The sequence below is a fragment of the Rossellomorea vietnamensis genome, from assembly GCF_001305855.1.
Taxonomy (GTDB): Bacteria; Bacillota; Bacilli; order Bacillales; family Bacillaceae_B; genus Rossellomorea; species Rossellomorea vietnamensis_A.
In genome coordinates this window covers 1-634 of sequence record NZ_LIXZ01000074.1, presented here as the reverse complement: position 1 = coordinate 634, position 634 = coordinate 1, and the positions used below count along the sequence as shown (strand labels likewise).

The window sequence follows — 634 nt, the reverse complement described above, 5'->3', positions numbered from 1 at the left end:
GATGCTGGCCTACAACTCTACCGACCCCAACCAGTACTTCTGGATGTTCCTGCTGCTGTTCATCGTCTTGTTCGCCGCCAGCGGCATCGGCAACGGCTCCACCTTCCGCAGCATCGGCTTCATCTTCGACCCGCAGCAGAAGGGCCCGGCACTGGGCTGGACCTCGGCAGTCGCCGCCTATGGCTCCTTCATCGCCCCGCGGGTGATGGGCGAGCAGATCAAGGCCGGCACCCCGGAACTCGCCATGTACGGCTTCGCGGTCTTCTACGCGCTCTGCCTGGTGGTCAACTGGTGGTTCTACCTGCGCAAGAACGCCTACGTGAAGAATCCCTGAAGCCTCTCTGAAGGAGTAATAAAGAGCCGATCTTTCACCATGATAGGTCGGCTTTTTTGATACCGATCAAGGCAATAATCACTCCCTGGCATATCCTGAAACCATCCCTTAACCCGGCAAACTCGGAGGGTCTTATGGCCTCTGAACGCTTCAAGCAAACCTCGGTGCTGATAGCCAACACCTTCGCCTTCACCATGTGCTTCATGGTGTGGACGATGTTCGGCGAGATCGGCGTACCGATCGCCGAGCAGCTCGACCTCAACGGCACCCAGTTCGGCATCCTCACCGCGGTACCCATCC

1 pseudogene is annotated in these 634 nt (G+C 58.5%); it reads left to right on the top strand.

The window, feature by feature from the left end:
* Positions 1-334: pseudogene (locus AM506_RS23570) on the top strand (hypothetical protein); the annotation flags it as partial.
* Positions 335-634: the final 300 nt, after the last annotated feature.